This window comes from Isoptericola sp. S6320L, assembly GCF_023015685.1.
GTDB classification, from domain to species: Bacteria; Actinomycetota; Actinomycetes; order Actinomycetales; family Cellulomonadaceae; genus Isoptericola; species Isoptericola halotolerans_A.
This window is the reverse complement of record NZ_JALKAT010000030.1, coordinates 13290-30239: the sequence shown is the minus strand read 5'-3', so window position 1 is coordinate 30239 and position 16950 is coordinate 13290. Positions and strand designations below refer to the sequence as shown.

The following is a 16950-nucleotide window of genomic DNA, read 5'->3' as shown; positions in this document are numbered from 1 at the left end:
CATATCGAACTATGGTCGGTTCAGATGAGCAGCGCTGCTGCTCTCATCTGAGCGGACGACTCGACGTGAGGACAACGATGTTCCAACCATCCGGCGCGCGGCGCCGACCGGATCGACGCAGGGCACCACGGCTCCTCGCCGGTGCGGCAGCCCTCACTCTCGGTCTCGCGGGGTGCGCCGGTGCCGGTGCCGTCGGCGGCGACGGGGAGCAGATCGTCGTCGCGATCGTCTCCAACCCGCAGATGCAGGACGCCATCTCGCTGCAGGACCACTTCCGCGCCGAGCACCCCGGCGTCGACGTCCAGTTCGTCAGCCTTCCCGAGAACGAGGCGCGGGCCAAGATCACCGCCTCCGTCGCGACGGGCGGCGGCGAGTTCGACGTCGTGATGATCTCCAACTACGAGACCCCCATGTGGGCCGAGAACGGCTGGATCGAGAACCTCCAGCCGTACGCCGACGCCACCGAGGGGTACGAGCCCGACGACTTCGTGCCGAGCGTGCGGGAGGCCCTCTCGGTGGACGGCGACCTGTACTCGGTGCCGTTCTACGGGGAGTCGTCGTTCCTGGCCTACCGCCAGGACATCTTCGACGAGCGGGGTCTGGAGATGCCCGAGCGGCCCACGTGGGACGACGTCCGCGACCTCGCCGCCGAGCTCCACGACCCGGCCCAGGACTTCTCCGGGGTCTGCCTGCGCGGGCTGGCCGGCTGGGGCGAGGTCATGGCCCCGATGGGCACCGTGATCAACACCTTCGGCGGCCGCTGGTTCGACGAGGACTGGAACGCGCGGCTCGACAGCCCCGAGGTCCGGGCCGCCGCCGAGACGTACGTCGAGACCGTCCAGCAGTACGGCCAGCCCGGCGCGGCGACCTCCGGGTTCGGCGACTGCCTCACCCGGTTCGCCCAGGGCAACGCCGCCATGTGGTACGACGCGACCTCGATGGTCTCCAGCGTCGAGGACCCGGCGTCGTCCAACGTCGCCGGCGACGTCGGCTACGTCCCGGCGCCGGTCAGCGAGACGGACGCCGCGGGGTGGCTCTACTCCTGGTCGCTGGCGATCCCCTCGACGAGCGAGCACAAGGACGCCGCCTGGGACTTCGTCTCCTGGATGACCGACCCGGACTACATCGAGCTCGTCGGTGAGGAGCTGTCCTGGGAGCGGGTGCCGCCGGGCAGCCGGTTGTCCACGTACGAGATCCCCGAGTACGCCGAGGTCTCCGAGGCCTACGCCGAGGCCACGCTGACGGCGATGGGCGAGGCGACGCAGGAGAACACGATGACCGAGCCGGTGCCGTACCCGGGCATCCAGTTCGTCGGCATCCCCGAGTTCCAGGACCTGGGGACCCGCGTGGGTCAGCAGATGTCGGCCGCGATCGCCGGGCAGAAGACGGTCGCCGAGGCGCTCGAGCAGTCCCAGTCCTACGCCGAGACCGTCGCCGAGACCTACCGGGACGAGGCCGACGCCGCAGCCACCACCGACGGAGGCTCCTGATGACCACGCTCACCTCCCAGGCGGCGAGCGCCCGCCGCGCGCAGGAGCAGCGCGCCGCGCGCGCCGAGCATCAGACGAGTCGCGCCGAGCGCTGGCGCCGGCGCGGGCCGCTGCTGCCGGCACTGCTCTTCACGATCGTCGTCACGCAGATCCCGTTCCTCGTGACGATCTGGTACTCGCTGCACTCGCGCAACCTGCTGCGACCGGACTCCGACCTGTTCGTCGGCTTCGCCAACTACGGGGACATCGTCGGTGACTCGACGTTCCGCGGGGCGGCGGTGAACTCGGTCGTCATCACGCTGGGGTGCGTGCTGGTCGCGATGGTCCTGGGCATCGTGCTCGCGCTGCTCCTCGACCGGCCCTTCCGCGGGCGGGGGGTGGCCCGGACGCTGCTCATCACCCCGTTCCTCATCATGCCCGTCGCGAGCTCGGTGCTGTGGTCGATGGCGATGCTCAACCCGACGTACGGCCTGTTCAACTGGACGCTGGGCCTCGTCGGGATCGACCCGGTCGACTGGACGTCGACGTACCCGATCGTCGCGATCCTCATGGCGCTCGTGTGGCAGTGGACGCCGTTCATGATGCTGCTCGTCCTCGCCGGCCTGCAGGCGCAGCCGAAGGACGTCATCGAGGCGGCGTCGGTCGACGGCGCAGGCCCGTGGCGCACGTTCACGTGGATCACGATGCCGCACCTGCGCCGCTACGTGGAGCTGGGCGTGCTGCTCGGGATCATCTACGTGGTCAACACGTTCGACCAGATCTACCTCATGACGGCGGGCGGGCCCGGCACGGCGAGCGCCAACCTGCCCTTCTACATCTACCAGCGCGCGTTCCTCGGCTTCGACGTGGGTCAGGCCGCCGCGATGGGCGTGGTCGTCGTGATCGCCACGATCTTCGTCGCGATGGCCGCGCTGCGCCTCATCTTCCGCAGCTTCGACGTCAAGGAGCGCTCATGACCACCACCGCACCGGCCCCGACGTCCTCGCGGCCCGCCGCGCCCGGCGGTGCACGGCGGCGACGCCCCCGGACCGCGGGCACGCTCCTGACGGCCCTCACGTGGATCCTCGCCCTCGGGTTCTTCTTCCCCGTCGCCTGGATGGCGATGACGGCCTTCAAGCAGGAGAGCCAGGCGTCCTCCAACCCGCCCACGTTCTTCTTCGAGCCCACGCTCGACCAGTTCCGCGCCGTCGTCGGCGAGTCGGGCACCTACGTGGCGAACTCCCTCATCGCGACGGGCTTCTCGACGCTGCTCGTGCTCCTGCTCGGGATCCCGGCCGCCTACGCCCTGTCGATCCGGCCGGTGGAGAAGGTCGGCGACGTGCTGTTCTTCTTCATCTCGACGAAGATGCTGCCGGTCGTGGCCGTCATCGTCCCGATCTACGTCATCGCGGGCCAGCTGAAGGTCCTGGACAACATCTGGACCCTGGTCGTGCTCTACACGGCGATGAACCTGCCGATCGCGGTGTGGATGATGCGCTCGTTCCTCCAGGAGGTGCCCGCCGAGGTTCTCGAGGCGGCGTCGGTCGACGGGGCCGGGCTGCTGCGGACCATGCGCTCCGTCCTGCTGCCGATGGTCGCGCCCGGGATCGCCGCGACGGCGCTCATCTGCGTGATCTTCGCGTGGAACGAGTTCTTCTTCGCCCTCAACCTCACGGCGTCGCAGGCGGCCACCGTGCCGTTGTTCATCGTGTCCACGATGACGAGCGAGGGCCTGTTCCTGGCCCGGCTCTGCGCGGCCGCGCTGCTCGCGTCCCTGCCGGTGATCCTGGCCGGGTGGATCGCCCAGAAGCAGCTCGTGCGCGGCCTGTCGATGGGCGCCATCAAGTAGCGGGCGGATCCTCCCGCGGAGCGAGGAGCAGGTCCACGAGGGCCTCGAGGCGGCGGGTCGGCGGTGCGGGCTCACCCGCGCCGGCGGCCGGCCGTTCGAGCAGGTCCGCCCGCCCGGCGGCGTCCTCGGCGGACATGAGCAGGTCGACGGCGGTGGGCATGTCGACGACGAACCGGAGCCCGAGGCCCTCGAGGATGCGGTCGAGCACGGCGCCGACCTCGGCCCGGATGCGCCGGTGCTCGGTGAGGTACAGCTCGGCGACGGCGGCGTCGCGCAGGGCGAGGAGCTCGAACTCGGCGGCCACGAGGCACCACTGCCGGCGCGCGCTGCCGTCGGGACGCACGGCCGCCATGACGGTCCCGAGCGCCGCGCGGAAGCCCTCCGGGGTGCCGAGGCTGCCGGCGTCGATGGTCTCGACGGCCTGCTCGAGCGCGCCGAGCTGACGCGTCGCGTCGCGCTGCATGAGCGCGAGGAACAGCTCCTCCTTCGACGCGAAGTTGGAGTAGAACGCGCCACGCGTGAACCCGGCCGCCTCGCAGACCGCCTCGATGGACGTCGCCTGCATCCCGACCTCGGCGAACACGTCGAGCGCCGCGTCGAGCAGGCGCTCCCGGGTGCGCGTGCGGCGCGGGGAACGCACGCTGGTCACGTGCTCCGTGGTCCTCACAGGGTGGCCTCCTCGGTCGGGCGGTTGACCCACTCTAGTCAATGCAGGGCTGTATCGGATACATTCCTGTATCGGATACAGTGCTGTATCGGCCCGCTCGAACCAGCGGGGCCCTGACCCTCCGTCGCACCCGGGAGCCTCTGTGTCCTCCGTCCTCTACCAGCTCGGTCGTTGGGCCGTGGGCGCCCGTCGCCTCGTCGTCATCGGCTGGCTCGGCATCCTCGTGATCACCGGTGCGGCCGGGGGCCTGGTCTTCCAGGGCTTCGACAACTCGATCACGATCCCGGGCACCGAGTCGCAGGACGCGCTCGACCAGCTCTCGGCGACGTTCCCGGAGGTGAGCGGCACCTCGGCCCAGGTGGTCGTCGTCGCTCCCGACGGCGGCACCATCGAGGACGCCGACGTCCGTGGCCCCGTCGAGGACGCCGCCGACCGCATCGGTGACCTCGACGAGGTCGCCGCCGTCGCGACCCCCTACGACGAGCAGGCCCCGTCCCCGGTCAGCGACGACGAGGCCGCGACCATCGTGACGGTCCAGCTCGACGGCGACGCGTTCGCCATCAGCGACGCGACGAAGGACGAGCTCGGCGAGATCACCGACGATCTCGCCGCGGCGCTGCCGGACGGTGCGCAGGCGTCCCTGGGCGGGCAGCTCTACGCGAACGAGCTGCCGCACCTGAGCATCATCGAGGTCATCGGCGTCGTCGTCGCCCTGATCGTGCTGCTGTTCACGCTCGGGTCGCTGGTGGCCGCCGGCCTGCCCCTGGTCAACGCGCTGCTCGGCGTCGGCGTGTCGATGCTGCTGCTCCTGGCGGCCACGGTGTTCGGGCCGATCAACTCCACGACGCCGATGCTCGGGCTCATGCTCGGTCTCGCCGTCGGCATCGACTACGCCCTGTTCATCGTCTCCCGGCACCAGGAACAGCTCCGGGACGGGATCGACGTGCGTGAGTCCGTCGCCCGGGCGACGGCGACGGCCGGGTCCGCGGTGATCTTCGCCGGCCTGACGGTGATGATCGCCCTGGTCGGCCTGGGCGTCGCGGGCATCCCCTTCCTCAGCGTCATGGGCATCGCCGCGGCGGCCGCCGTCGGCGTGGCCGTCCTGGTCTCCCTCACCCTGCTGCCTGCGCTGCTCGCCATCGCCGGCGACCGGCTCCGTCCCCGCGCGACGAAGCGCCGCACCTCCCGCCGTGCGTCGCGCCGGGCGGACCGCGGTGCGGACGCTGCGCCCGACGGCGCCGCCCACCACAACCGGTTCTTCGCCGGCTGGGTGCGGGGCGTCACCAAGGTGCCGATCGCGACGATCGCGATCGTCGTGGTCGCGCTGGGCGCCCTCACCCTGCCCGCGGCGAACCTCCGTCTCGCGCTGCCCGACGCCGGGTACCTGCCCGAGGACAACTCGGCACGGCAGACGTACGACCTGGTCAGCGAGTACTTCGGCCCCGGCTTCAACGGGCCCCTCATCGTGACGGGGTCGATCATCACCAGCACGGACCCGGTCGGGCTCATGGACGACCTCGCCGCGGAGATCGAGGACCTGCCGGGGGTCGCGAGCGTCCCGCTGTCCACGCCGAACCAGACGGCGGACACCGGCATCATCCAGGTGGTGCCCGAGGGCGCGCCGGACTCGGAGGAGACGAAGGCCCTCGTCGAGGAGATCCGCGGCTTGCACGACCAGTTCCTCGACGAGTACGGCGTCGACCTGGCCGTCACCGGTGCGACCGCCGTGGGCATCGACGTCTCGGACAAGCTCGGTGACGCCCTGGTGCCGTTCGGGCTGGTGGTGGTGGGGCTCTCGCTGCTGCTGCTGACCATGGTGTTCCGGTCCGTCTGGGTCCCCGTCAAGGCGACCCTCGGCTACCTGCTCAGCGTCGGGGCGGCGTTCGGTGCCGTCACGCTCGTCTTCGAGGAGGGGCTGTTCGCCGAGGCGCTGAACGTCACCAAGCTGGGCCCGGTGATCAGCTTCATGCCGATCATCCTCATGGGTGTGCTGTTCGGCCTTGCGATGGACTACGAGGTCTTCCTGGTCTCGCGCATCCGGGAGGACTACGTGCACAACGGCGGCCGCGCCCGCCAGGCGATCCTCACGGGCTTCCAGGGGTCGGCGAAGGTGGTCACGGCGGCGGCGATCATCATGTTCGGGGTCTTCGTGGCGTTCGTGCCCGAGGGCGACATGACGCTCAAACCCATCGCGCTCGGGCTCGCCGTCGGCGTCGCCGTCGACGCGTTCGTCGTACGGATGGTCCTCGTCCCGGCGGTCCTCGCGCTGCTCGGCGACAAGGCCTGGTGGATGCCGCGCTGGTTGGACCGCGCGCTGCCGACGTTCGACGTCGAGGGCGAGGGCCTGGCGAAGGAGCTGCGGCTCGCGTCCTGGCCCGGCGCGCGCCCGGACGGCGGGGTCGACGCCGTCGTCGTGCGCGACCTCGAGGTGAGCGGCCCCCGTGGCCCCGGCCTCGGTGAGCCGCCGCTCGTCGGCCCGGTCAGCGTCCGGGTGCCCGACGGCGGCACGCTCGCCGTGCACGGCGACGCCGCGGCCCCGGTCAACGCGTTCCTCCTGGCCGTCGCCGGACGGATCCGCCCGGACGCCGGCGTCGCGAAGGTCACCGGTCTGGTCCTGCCCGAACGGGCGTCGTCGGTGCGCTCGCGCGTCGCCGTGGTCGACGCCGTGGCGGAGGACGGCGACCCGGCCGCTGCCGTGACGGCCGCGGTGCGCCAGGGCGCCACCGTCGTGGTGGTCGACCGCACCGACGTCGTCGCCGACCGACCGGCGCGCGAAGCGCTCGCCACGACGCTGTCCCGCGCGCACGCCGCCGGGGTGACGCTCCTGGTGGGCGCCACCGGGGTCGTCGCGACCGACCTGCTGCCGGGGCCGACGCCGGTCCTCGACGTCGGCGTCGGCTGGGGCGCTCCGGCGACCCTGCAAGGCGGGGAGGAACCACCACCCGTGCCCCGGCACGAACCCCGGCACGCACCGGGGCACGAGGCCGAGGACGGCGCCGGGCCGGACGGCCAGGGCGAGCCCGAGGCCGCCGAGACGGACGACACCACCGAGGAGGTGCGGGCATGAACCGCGTCAAGCAGAACCCCTGGGCGATCGTGCTGGTCGCGCTCCTGCCCGTCCTGGTGCTCGGCATCCTGCTGGCCGCCCTGTGGAACCCGATGGACCGGCTCTACACGGTGCCCGCCGCCATCGTCAACAACGACGAGCCCGTCGAGGTGGACGGCCAGACGGCGCCGCTCGGGCGCCAGCTCGCGGCCGGTCTGGTCGAGGGCGGCACCGACGACGCGGAAGGGTCGGACGTCAACTACGACTGGACGGTCACCGACGCCGAGCACGCCACCGAGGGGCTCGCCGACGGCACGTACGCGGCCGTGGTGACGATCCCGGAGGAGTTCTCCGCCGCGGCGACGTCGTTCGGCGGGGACGACGCCGCCGACGCGCGGCAGGCCACGATCGACATCAGCACGCCGCCGGGCGGTCGGGTGGTCGACGACGCGCTGGCCAGGATCGTGGCCACGACCGCGACCACGGTGATGGGGTCCACGCTCACCGAGACCTATGTGGACAACGTCCTCATCGGGTTCGACCAGCTCTCCGACGGCATCGGCCAGGCCGCGGACGGTGCCGACCAGCTCGCCTCGGGCGCCGGGGACGCGGCGGACGGTGCGGACGAGCTCTCCGACGGGGCCGGGCAGCTCTCCGACGGTGCCGCGCAGCTCGCGGACGGTGCGACCGACGCCTCCTCGGGTGCCTCGCAGCTCGCCGGTGGTGCCGGCGAGCTGGCCGGTGGTGCGGACCAGGCGGCGGCGGGCGCGTCCGAGCTCGCGGGCGGCGCCGGGCAGGTGGCCGCCGGCGCGACCGGGCTCTCGCAGGGGGCGTCCCAGCTGGCGGACGGCGCCGGGCAGGTGGCCGACGGCGCGAAGGGGATCACGGGCGGGATCACCGAGAGCGCCCGCGGCGCCGACGACCTCGCCGACGGTGGCTACGCGTTGGCGGACGGTGCGGACCAGGTCGCCGACGGTGTGGGGCGGCTCGCCGACCAGGTCGGTGCCGTGAACGACGACCTTCCCGGCACGGAGGAGATCGAGGAAGGGCTGGGCGAGGTCGAGGCAAGGCTCGAGGGCAGCAGCGCCACCGTGGAGACGGCGCTCGACGAGGCGTCGACCGCGCTCGGGTGCGACGGCGCCGAGGTGCCGGACCCGGCCGCCTGCGAGCGGGTCGCCGACGCGCAGGCTGCGCTCGCGGGCGCGTCCGAGGACTTCGTCGACGAGTTCAACGCGGCGTCGACGGCGATCGTGGACGCTCGCGGCCAGCTCACCGGGCTGGCTGAGGGCACCTCGCAGCTCGCGCAGGGCGCCGAGGAGGTCGCCGTGGGCACGCGGGGCATCGCGGACGGCAACGCCGAGCTGGCCGACGGGCTGGACGAGCTGGCCGACGGCAACCGTCAGGTGGCGGCGGGTGCCTCCGGCGTCGCCGACGGCGCGAACGAGCTCGCCACCGGTGCCGGGCAGCTCGCCACCGGCGCCTCCGGGATCTCGAGCGGTGCCTCCGGCCTGGCCGACGGCGTCGGGCAGCTCGCCACCGGCGCCTCCGGGATCTCGAGCGGTGCCTCCGGCCTGGCCGACGGCGTCGGGCAGCTCGGGTCCGGGGCGTCCGAGCTCGCGACGGGTACCGACGGCCTCGCCGACGGCGCCTCCGGCCTGGCCGACGGCGTGGACCAGGTCGCCGGGGGCGCCGACGACCTCGCTGACGGCCTCCAGCAGACGGCCGACGGCATCCCCACCTACAGCGACAGCGACCGGGAGAACCTGGCGTCGGTCGTGGCCGACCCGGTCGCGGCACCGGGCGTCGACGACCTCACGACCGGGGCGACCGGACCGCTGTTCGCCGTCGTCGCGCTGTGGCTCGGAGCGCTGGGGCTGATGACGGTCCTCCCGCCGGTCGCGGCCCGCGCCCTCGGCTCGACGCGGTCCGCGCTGCGGCTCACGCTGGGCACGCTGGCCGTGCCCGCGGCCGTCGGTGCCGGGACGGGTGCCATCGTCGGCGCCGTGCTCGCCGGGGTGGAGGGCCTCTCGCCGGTCGGGTGGGTCGGCACGATCCTGCTCGGGGCGCTGGTCTCGGTCAGCTTCGTGGCCGTCCACCTGGGGTTCCTCGCGTGGCTGGGGAACGTCGGCCGGGGGATCAGCCTGCTGATCGCGGTGCTGATGATCGGCACCGGCGTCGTGGCGACCGTGCCCGCCGTGCTCGTCTCGGTGGCCGACGCGCTGCCGACCGGGGCGGCGCGCGACGCGCTCGCTGCCGCGGTGGTGCCGGAGGTCGGCGGCCTCGGCGGGGCGGTGACCGCGGTGGTGCTGTGGGGTCTGGTTGGCCTCGGGCTCGGCGTCGGGGCGGCGGCCCGGGCGCGCCGCACCCGCGTCGCCACCCTGCTGCGGGCCTGACTCAGCAGTGCGCCCGCGGGAGCTCGGCGACGAGCCCCCGCGGGCCGGCGTCGCGGAGACCGGTCCGGGTGGCGTCCTGCCACCGCGCGACGAGCGCCGCGTCGGCCTGCCAGCGTGCCGAACGGTCGAGGTGGCCCACCTGCCGGTAGGCGAGCAGCGCCGCCAGGTCGTGGCTCAGCGCCCAGTGGACCGCGGAGTGGACGTCGTCGGGCGTCGGATGTGTCATCACCTGGTGAGAGGGTGAACCTTCGACTTCATGACGTGGGTTGCGTCACATTTCTTCGAAGCGCTTCCGCGTCAGTGCTCCCGGCGTGCCGGACGCGCGCCGTGCGGCACGGTCCGCCAGACTCCCACCATGGACCTGACGCACGCTCGCGAGACCAAGGCGCAGCTGACCGCCTACGCCCGTGACCTGGCCGAACGCTACGGAGCGGTCGCGAGTCCGCAGCTGGCCGACCGCACCCCGGCCGACGCCGTCCGCGCCCCCACGCTGGCCATCGGGATCGCCCCGTCGACGGCGCCGGGCGGCTACGAGATCGCGATCCGCTACCGCCTGGGCGTGCCGGCGGCGCGCGCCGTCGTCCGCAAGGTCGTGGCGGAGGCCGGCTCCGCGGTGGACGTGCGCCGTACGGGGCGCATCCGGCGCCTGGGGCCCGGACGGCGGGGCAGCGTCCGGGCCGACGTGCTCGAGCGCCAGCCACCGGTCGCCACGGCGCTCGCCGAGGGCGAGACGGACCGCGTCCGGCCGCTGCGCCCCGGGGTGTCGATCGCGCACGTCGACGTCACGGCGGGGACGCTCGGCGGGTTCGTCGTGGCCGACCCCGCCCGCTCCGGCCCCGGCGTCCCGGAGCTGCCGGGCGGCGCCGACGCGCTGTACGCGCTGTCCAACCGGCACGTGCTGGACGGCGTCCCCGGGGACGGCGTGCTGCAGCCCGGCCCCGCGGACGGCGGCACGGACCCCGCGGACCGGGTGGGCACGATCGCCGCCGTCGTGCCGCTCGCCCGCGGTGAGCGGGCGTCGGTCGACGCGGCCCTCGCGCTGCTGGACGACCCGCAGGTGGACCTCGACTACCCGGTGGGCCGGGTGACGACGACGGCGGAGGCCGTGCCGGGCGACGAGGTCGAGAAGATCGGGCGCACCACGGGCCACACCCACGGGCGGGTGTCCGCGATCGAGATGGACGACGTGCTGGTCGGCTACGGCCCGGAGCTGGGCGTGCTCGCGTTCGACGGCCAGATCGAGGTCGAGTCCACGGGGCCCGGGCCGTTCTCGCGCGGCGGCGACTCGGGCTCGCTGGTGTACCGGGCGGACGGCGTCGCCCTCGGCCTGCTCTTCGCCGGCTCCGAGACCGGCGGCCCGGACGGCGCGGGTCTCACGTACGTCAACCCCGTCGACGCGGTGCTCGGCGCGCTGGGGGTCCGGCTGCGCTGAGCGGGCCGGGCGTCCCTCGGGTCACGCCCACCGGGGGACCGGTGAGCGAGCCTCCCCGAGGGGGACGAACACGCTGTACCGGTCGCCCCGGTAGGAGAACCGTGAGTGGATGAGCGGCACGTCAGCGGCGTACGTGCGCCGCTCGATCCGCATCACGGCGTGCGCGGTGGTCATGGCCAGCAGGCGCCGCTCGGAGTCCGTCGCGTCGGCCGCGCTGATCGTCTCCTCGCCACCGGTGGGCACGTGGCCCCGGTCGCGCAGCGCCTGGTCGAGGGACTCGGGCACGCCGTCGTCCAGGAGATCGGGCGCCAGGTGCGCCGGGATCCAGGCGTCCTCGACCGCCCAGGGCTCCGCGTCCGCCGTGCGGACCCGCAGCACCCGGTGGGCGGGCTCGCCGACGGTGAGGGCGAGCAGCTCGGCGACCGCCGCGGGGCACGGCGTGGTGTGCGCCCGCAGCACCTGGGAGGCGGGGGTCATGCCGCGGCGGCGCACCTCCTCGCCGAACGTCGTCAGCCGCATCTCGAAGTCGGCCCGCGGGGGAGCGACGAACGTGCCGCGGCCCTGCGCACGCTCGAGGACGCCCTCGATGACGAGGGCGTCGATCGCCTGGCGCACCGTGGTGCGGGAGACGCCGAGCTGCCGGGTCAGCGCCCGCTCGGAGGGAACGGCGTCGCCCACGGTCAGCTCGCGTGCCACCAGGTCCGCCAGGTGGGCGCGGACGGCGACGTACTTCTGCGTCACCCGCGGCTCACCGGTCACCCAGCTCGAGCAGCGGGTCCCCGGCCGAGACCTCGGTGCCGGGCAGGGCGGTCAGCCGGACGTCCTCGACCGGCGCCTCCAGCAGGACCACGGGGCACACCGCGGACAGGCCGCCGGCCCGGACCGCGGCCGGGTCCCACTCCACGAGCAGGTCGCCGGCGCGGACGAGGTCGCCCTCGCCGACGTGCAGCGTGAACCCCTCGCCGCCGAGCCGGACGGTGTCGATCCCGAGGTGGACGAGCACCGCCTGACCGCCGGCCGCCTGGACGACGCAGGCGTGCGGGTGCAGCTTCACCAGGCGACCGTCCAGCGGTGCGAGGACCCGGTGGCCGGACGCGCCGGGCTCGACGGCGGTCCCGGGGCCGACCATCCCCTCGGCGAACACGGGGTCGGGCACGTCGGCGACGGGGACGACCGTCCCGGCGACGGGGGAGCGGACGAGCAGGGTCATGGTTCTCCTGGCGTGAGGGCCTGCGGCGTGCCGGATATTGACACAGGGTGCCGCATCGACCACTGTGCGAGCCAACGGTCCTGCTTGCGTGTCGAACGATGCCGTCCAGGGCGTACGGAGGTCAATGTCGATGAGCACGACTCTCACCGGTGCGCCGGTCAGCCCCGGACGCGCCGCGGGCCCCGCCGTCACGATGCCCGACCCGGTGCCGGAGCCCCGGACGACCCGGCTCGCGAGCGCCGACGTCGAGGCGGCCGTCCAGCACCTCACGGCGGCGGCCGCCGCGGTGCGCGACGACCTCACCGAGCGCGCCGGTCAGGTCACCGGGACGGCCGCGGACCTGCTGTCGGTGACGGCCGCGATCGCGGCCGACCCGTCGCTGGCGGCCGATGCGGAGCGGCTCGTCCGGGCCGACCACCTCACCCCGGAGCGGGCGGTCTGGGACGCGGCCCGGGCGCTGGTCAAGCAGCTCGAGAAGCTCGGTCCGCCACTGTCCGAGCGTGCCCGGGACGTCCGGGACGTCCGCGACCGGATCGTCGCCGAGCTCATCGGTGTGCGGCCACCGGGCGTCCCGCGGCCCGACCACCCGTTCGTGCTGGTGGCCGACGACCTCGCGCCGGCGGACACCGCGACGCTCGACCCCGCCGTCGTCCTCGGCGTCGTCACCGCCGGCGGGGGGCCGACGTCGCACACCGCCATCCTGGCCCGCGCGCTCGGCATCCCCGCCGTGGTCGCGGTCCGGGGAGCGGAGCGGATCCGCGACGGCGAGACGGTGCTCCTGGACGGGGGTGCCGGCGTCGTCGTCCTCGACCCGGCTCCGGAGACGGTGGCGGCCGCGCAGCAGCGCGAGACCACGCGGCGGGCCTTCGACGGTCGCGGGCGCACCGCCGACGGCACCCGCGTGGAGCTGCTCGCCAACGTCGCCGACCCCGCCGGGGCGCAGGCGGCGATCGAGGCCGCGGCCGAGGGCGTCGGCCTGTTCCGCACCGAGTTCTGCTTCCTGGGACGCAGCTCGGAACCGTCGGTCGAGGAGCAGGTCGCCGCCTACCGGCGCGTCCTCGCCGCGTTCCCCGGGCGCAAGGTCGTGGTGCGCACGCTCGACGCGGGCGCCGACAAGCCGCTGCCGTTCGTCACGTCCGACGGCGAACCCAACCCCGCGCTCGGCGTGCGGGGCCTGCGCACGGCGGCGCCCCACCCCGGGGTGCTGGACCGCCAGCTCCAGGCCGTCGCCACGGCCGCCGAGGCGGAGAACGCCGAGGTCTGGGTGATGGCGCCGATGGTCGCCACGGCGGCCGAGACGGCCGAGTTCGTGACGGCCTGCACCCGGCACGGACTGCACACCGCGGGCGTGATGATCGAGGTGCCCGCCGCGGCGCTGCGGTCGGCGGACATCTTCGCCCGGGCCGCGTTCGGGAGCCTCGGCACCAACGACCTCATCCAGTACACGATGGCCGCGGACCGCATGCTGGGCGAGCTGGCTGCGCTCTCGACGCCGTGGCAGCCCGCGGTGCTGGAGCTCGTCCGGCTGTCGTGCGAGGGGGCCGCCGTCCACGACCGGCCCGTCGGGGTGTGCGGCGAGGCCGCCGCGGACGCCACGCTGGCCCCGGTGCTCGTCGGCCTCGGAGTGCGCTCGTTGTCGATGACGCCGCGCGCGCTCGCGGACGTGGCGGCGGTGCTCGCCCACGTGACCCTGGACGAGTGCCACGAGCTGGCCCGCGTCGCGCTGGCCGAGCACGATCCCGTCGCGGCCCGCAACGCGGTGCGAGACGCGATCCGGCCGGTGCTCACCGACCTGGGTCTGTGAGGAATTCCTCGAGGGCGTCCAGCGCGTCCCGGGCGCGGTCCAGCTCGGCCTCGGCCGCGTCGTCGGGCACGTCGACCTGCAGCGTGACGTCGCTGCCGGCGTCGGCCCCGAGCGTCATGATCGCGAGGATGCTCGCGGCGTCGACCGGAGGGTTCCCGTCCCGGGAGATGCGCACGGGGACGGGCTGGGCGGCGGCGAGCCGGGCGAACTGCGCGGCGGGGCGGGCGTGCAGTCCCTCGGGGATCGCGACCACGGCGTGGCGTTCCATCGGGCCATCATGGCGGATGCCTCCGGCGCGCGCCGGAGAAAGCGGCCGTCAGGCCGCCGCGCGGTCGATCGCGAGCTCGATGCCGTCGAGCAGGCGGTCGAGGGTCGCGTCGAAGGACGCGTGCCCCGCGTCGAAGCCGCCGGCCTCCCAGACCTGGGTCATCGTGGGGTACCTCTCGGGGTCGAAGTAGGTGCCCCAGAACGTCGACATGGAGTCCCAGTAGTCGTCGTTGCTCAGCCCGGACTCCGAGCCCTCGGACTGCTCGGCGATGCTGGCGCGCGCCACGCCGCGCACGTACGTGTCCACGAGCCCGATGACCTCGACCACCTGGGTGGCGGGCAGGCCGGCGCCGACGAGCACCCGCAGCCCGGCCTCCTCCGCGTCGAGCACGTGCGGCGCCAGCGGGAGCCGCCACATGTTGGTCTGCAGGATCCACGGGTGGCGCAGGTAGAGGTCGCGGTGCTCGCGGGCGTACCGGGACATGGCGGCGCGCCACGGCTGGTCGGCACCGGGCAGGTCGAGCTCGGCGAAGGCGCGGTCGATCATGAGGTCGACCAGCTCGGTGCGGCCGGGGACGTAGGTGTAGAGGGTCATGGCGCCGACCCCGAGGTGCGCGGCGACCTTGCGCATGGACAGGCCCTCGAGGCCGGCGTCACGCACGACGGTGGTCCCGGCGTCGACGACCTCGTCGAGGCTGAGGCGGGCCTTGCGGCCGCGGCCGGAGGGCTGCGGCGGGTCCCACAGCAGGGCGAGGCGGCGCTCGCCGTCGGTGGGCACGGACGTCGGCAGGCTGCTCGTCATGGTTCCTCTGTCGGGGGTTCCTCACTATTCTCGTACAGTGTATGCTCAACTCGACCAAGCATTCCGGTACAACGTACGAGAGGCGGGTCGCGATGATCCGAGCGAGAGGTCTCACGAAGACCTTCACGCGGGGCAAGGACACCGTCGAGGCGGTCAGAGGAGTGGACATCGACGTCGCGGAGGGCGAGCTCGTCGCCTTCCTCGGGCCCAACGGGGCCGGCAAGTCCACGACGCTGCGCATGCTCACCTCCCTGCTGCAGCCCACGGCCGGCACCGCCACGGTGGCCGGGTACGACGTCGGCACCCACCCCGCGCAGGTGCGCGCCCGCCTCGGCTTCATCGGCCAGGGCAACGGCGGCGGCTTCAGCTACCAGGTGCGCGACGAGCTGCACAACCAGGGCCGCTTCTACGGGCTCGCACCGGCCGAGTACAAGCGGCGGGCCTCCGACCTCGTCGAGGCCCTCGAGCTGGGCGGGCTCGAGAAGCGGACCGTCCAGTCGCTCTCCGGCGGGCAGCGGCGGCGCCTCGACGTCGCGCTCGGCCTCATGAACCACCCGCCGCTGCTGTTCCTCGACGAACCCAGCACCGGCCTCGACCCGCACGCGCGCGCCAACCTGTGGGAGCACATCGTCGCGATGCGCGAGCGGTACGGCATGACCATCGTGCTCACCACCCACTACCTGGACGAGGCGGACGACATGGCCGAGCGCGTCGTCGTCATCGACCACGGCCAGATCATCGCGGACGCCTCGCCCGAGGCCCTCAAGCGCGAGCACGCGGACGACGTCCTCGCGCTCACCGTGCGGGGCGGCTCGGCCGAGGCCGTCCGGGCGGCGCTCGGGACCGTCGTCGGCCCGGACGCCGCGCACCCCGGCGAGGTCACCGTGCCCGACGGCGGCACCCCGGCCGCGGACGGCGGCCTGCGGGTCCGGGTGGCCACCACGCACGGGGCCGACCGCCTGCCCGAGGCCATCGAGGCCCTGCGGCTCGCCGGCCTGACCACCACGTCGGCGGCCGCCCGGCAGGCCAGCCTCGACGACGTGTTCCTCAACCTCACCGGCCGCAGCCTGCGCGAGGAAGCGACGACCCAGGCGGTGGCGGCATGACCACGCACGAGGACACGAGCACCCGGACCGAGGCGGTGCACGAGGAGGCCCGCATCGTGGTGCGGACGGGGCCGGGCAAGTTCGTGGCGGACACCCGCGCGGTGTTCGTCCGCGAGATCCTGCTCATGCTGCGCGACCCGTTCACGCTGATCTTCTCGCTGCTGCAGCCGCTGGTGTTCCTGGGGCTGTTCGCCCCGCTGCTGACCGGGACGTTCGGCGGCACCGGGATGTCCACGGCGGACACCCTGCAGTGGTTCGTGCCAGGCGTGATCGTCATGATCTCGCTGTTCGGCACCTCGATGACCGGGTCGAACCTGCTGTACGAGCTGATGACCGGGTCCTACGAGCGGGTGCTCGCGACCCCGCTCGACCGGTCGGCGATCCTGGTGGGGCGCGCGCTCAAGGAGTTCGCCCCGCTGGTGGTTCAAGGACTGCTGATCGCGGTGCTGTGCCTGCCGTTCGGGTTCCGGTTCAACCCGCTGCACGCGGTGGCCGCGCTGGTGCTGCTCGGCGTGTTCGGCGTCGGCGTCGGGGCGTTGTCCTACGCGCTGGGCCTGGCCGCGAAGAACCGTGAGTGGCTGTTCTGGGGCGTGCAGCAGGCGCTGATCTTCCCGCTGCTGATCCTCTCCGGGATGATGCTGCCGCTCGAGGCCGGCCCGGGCTGGATGCAGGTCGCGGCGCGCTTCAACCCGCTGACCTACATCGTGGACGCCGAGCGGGCGCTGTTCGCCGGGAACGTCACCGACCCCGTGGTGCTGTGGGGCGTGCTCGCGGCCGCGGTGACGTGCGCGGGCGGTCTGTTCGTCGGGATCCGCACCACCCGCCACGCCACCTGAGCCTCCCCTTTGGGGTTGTGGGCGGGAAATCTGGCCCGGTATGCGTTATTTATACCGATGCTGACCCCA

Annotated in this window: 15 protein-coding genes; 9 read left to right on the top strand and 6 right to left on the bottom strand. The window is 73.7% G+C overall.

The annotated features are described in order from the left end of the window. Positions 1-77 precede the first annotated feature (77 nt). From MWU57_RS14305 to MWU57_RS14295, 3 genes are read left to right on the top strand one after another with little or no spacing between them, the layout of a single operon-like run. Complete coding sequence (locus tag MWU57_RS14305; RefSeq protein WP_246909980.1) at positions 78-1490, top strand: sugar ABC transporter substrate-binding protein; 1413 nt, start codon at positions 78-80, stop codon at positions 1488-1490. Beyond that, positions 1490-2446 carry a carbohydrate ABC transporter permease gene (locus MWU57_RS14300; protein WP_246909978.1) on the top strand — a complete coding sequence of 319 codons (957 nt, stop codon included), beginning with the start codon at positions 1490-1492 and terminating at the stop codon, positions 2444-2446. Before MWU57_RS14305 ends, MWU57_RS14300 begins: the two co-directional genes overlap by 1 nt. Then, complete coding sequence (locus MWU57_RS14295; RefSeq protein WP_106264439.1) at positions 2443-3318, top strand: carbohydrate ABC transporter permease; 876 nt, start codon at positions 2443-2445, stop codon at positions 3316-3318. Before MWU57_RS14300 ends, MWU57_RS14295 begins: the two co-directional genes overlap by 4 nt. Here MWU57_RS14295 and MWU57_RS14290 read toward each other — a convergent pair. Further along, positions 3311-3985 (bottom strand): TetR/AcrR family transcriptional regulator, encoded by a 675-nt coding sequence (locus tag MWU57_RS14290; protein ID WP_207767665.1) that lies wholly within the window; start codon positions 3983-3985, stop codon positions 3311-3313. The genes MWU57_RS14295 and MWU57_RS14290 overlap by 8 nt on opposite strands. Positions 3986-4127: 142 nt before the next feature. Between MWU57_RS14290 and MWU57_RS14285 the strand changes: the two genes are divergently transcribed. Continuing rightward, a complete protein-coding gene (locus tag MWU57_RS14285; protein ID WP_246909976.1) occupies positions 4128-7052 on the top strand; it encodes an efflux RND transporter permease subunit in 2925 nt (974 codons plus the stop codon). After that, positions 7049-9424: a YhgE/Pip domain-containing protein gene (locus MWU57_RS14280; protein ID WP_246909973.1), complete on the top strand. Its 2376-nt coding sequence runs from the start codon at positions 7049-7051 to the stop codon at positions 9422-9424. Before MWU57_RS14285 ends, MWU57_RS14280 begins: the two co-directional genes overlap by 4 nt. A 1-nt stretch (position 9425) precedes the next feature. Here the strand turns inward: MWU57_RS14280 and MWU57_RS14275 are convergent, their stop codons facing one another. Further along, positions 9426-9650, bottom strand: a complete 225-nt coding sequence (locus MWU57_RS14275; protein ID WP_106264444.1) for a hypothetical protein — start codon at positions 9648-9650, stop codon at positions 9426-9428. A gap of 129 nt (positions 9651-9779) precedes the next feature. On the opposite strand from MWU57_RS14275, the gene MWU57_RS14270 reads away from it, so the two are divergent. After that, on the top strand, positions 9780-10856 hold the full coding sequence (locus tag MWU57_RS14270; protein WP_246909970.1) for a S1 family peptidase: 1077 nt from the start codon (positions 9780-9782) through the stop codon (positions 10854-10856). 21 nt (positions 10857-10877) lie between these two features. On the opposite strand, the gene MWU57_RS18490 is transcribed toward MWU57_RS14270, so the two are convergent. Then, entirely contained in the window at positions 10878-11597 is a 720-nt protein-coding gene (locus MWU57_RS18490; protein WP_165799928.1) for a GntR family transcriptional regulator, read from the bottom strand. A 7-nt stretch (positions 11598-11604) separates the two neighbouring features. Then, positions 11605-12066 carry a PTS glucose transporter subunit IIA gene (locus tag MWU57_RS14260; protein WP_106264448.1) on the bottom strand — a complete coding sequence of 154 codons (462 nt, stop codon included), beginning with the start codon at positions 12064-12066 and terminating at the stop codon, positions 11605-11607. A gap of 130 nt (positions 12067-12196) precedes the next feature. Here MWU57_RS14260 and ptsP point away from each other — a divergent pair, with 130 nt between their 5' ends. Next, entirely contained in the window at positions 12197-13870 is a 1674-nt protein-coding gene (gene ptsP, locus MWU57_RS14255; protein ID WP_246909968.1) for a phosphoenolpyruvate--protein phosphotransferase, read from the top strand. On the opposite strand, the gene MWU57_RS14250 is transcribed toward ptsP, so the two are convergent. Beyond that, positions 13851-14138, bottom strand: coding sequence for an HPr family phosphocarrier protein (locus MWU57_RS14250; RefSeq protein WP_246909965.1), 288 nt, complete (start codon positions 14136-14138; stop codon positions 13851-13853). The two genes, ptsP and MWU57_RS14250, sit on opposite strands and share 20 nt — an antisense overlap. Before the next feature lie 48 nt (positions 14139-14186). Then, on the bottom strand, positions 14187-14939 hold the full coding sequence (locus tag MWU57_RS14245; RefSeq protein WP_106264452.1) for a TetR/AcrR family transcriptional regulator: 753 nt from the start codon (positions 14937-14939) through the stop codon (positions 14187-14189). A gap of 92 nt (positions 14940-15031) precedes the next feature. On the opposite strand from MWU57_RS14245, the gene MWU57_RS14240 reads away from it, so the two are divergent. Both MWU57_RS14240 and MWU57_RS14235 read left to right on the top strand, forming a co-directional pair. Then, the gene (locus MWU57_RS14240) at positions 15032-16045 is read left to right on the top strand and encodes an ABC transporter ATP-binding protein (protein ID WP_246909962.1); all 1014 of its coding nucleotides are present in this window, start codon (positions 15032-15034) and stop codon (positions 16043-16045) included. After that, positions 16042-16881 (top strand): ABC transporter permease, encoded by an 840-nt coding sequence (locus tag MWU57_RS14235; RefSeq protein ID WP_106264455.1) that lies wholly within the window; start codon positions 16042-16044, stop codon positions 16879-16881. The genes MWU57_RS14240 and MWU57_RS14235 overlap by 4 nt, the downstream gene beginning before the upstream one ends. Positions 16882-16950: the final 69 nt, after the last annotated feature.